1 pseudogene is annotated in these 508 nt (G+C 60.0%); it reads right to left on the minus strand.

The annotated features are described in order from the left end of the window. Positions 1-53: 53 nt before the first annotated feature. Positions 54-508: pseudogene (locus PKE99_RS39525) on the minus strand (hypothetical protein); the annotation flags it as partial.

Here is a 508-nt window from a genome sequence, read left to right on the forward strand (position 1 = left end):
TGACGCTCTCACCCATGCCACACTCCTGATGCCCGAGATTGCCCGTCGGATTATCAAGACTTTGCAACAACTTTCTGAAGTTCCGCAACCGCCGCCGCCAGACGCGGCAAGCGGCGCAAGGCCTTGTTGATCTCGATCTGGGTTTCCATCTTCACCGCCGGATACCCCAGCAGCACCCGACCCGCAGGCGCATTGGTGAAGATCTTGGTCGCCCCGCCAGCGATCACATCGTCGCCGACAAAGATATTGTCATTCACACCACATTGCCCGGCCAGCACCACACGGTCGCCGATTCTGGACGATCCGGCAATGCCGACCTGTCCGCAGAGAAGGCAATCGCGGCCCACCTGCACATTATGCCCGATATGCACCAGATTATCGAGCTTGGTGCCTGATCCGATGGCGGTATCGCGGATGGTGCCGCGGTCGATGCAGGCGTTGGCGCCGATTTCCACATCGTCGCCGATGGTGACGGCCCCCAGAGAGTGAATGCGCGTCCAGCTTTGTT

The sequence above is a fragment of the Pseudonocardia halophobica genome, from assembly GCF_027922425.1.
GTDB classification, from domain to species: domain Bacteria; phylum Actinomycetota; class Actinomycetes; order Mycobacteriales; family Pseudonocardiaceae; genus Pseudonocardia; species Pseudonocardia halophobica.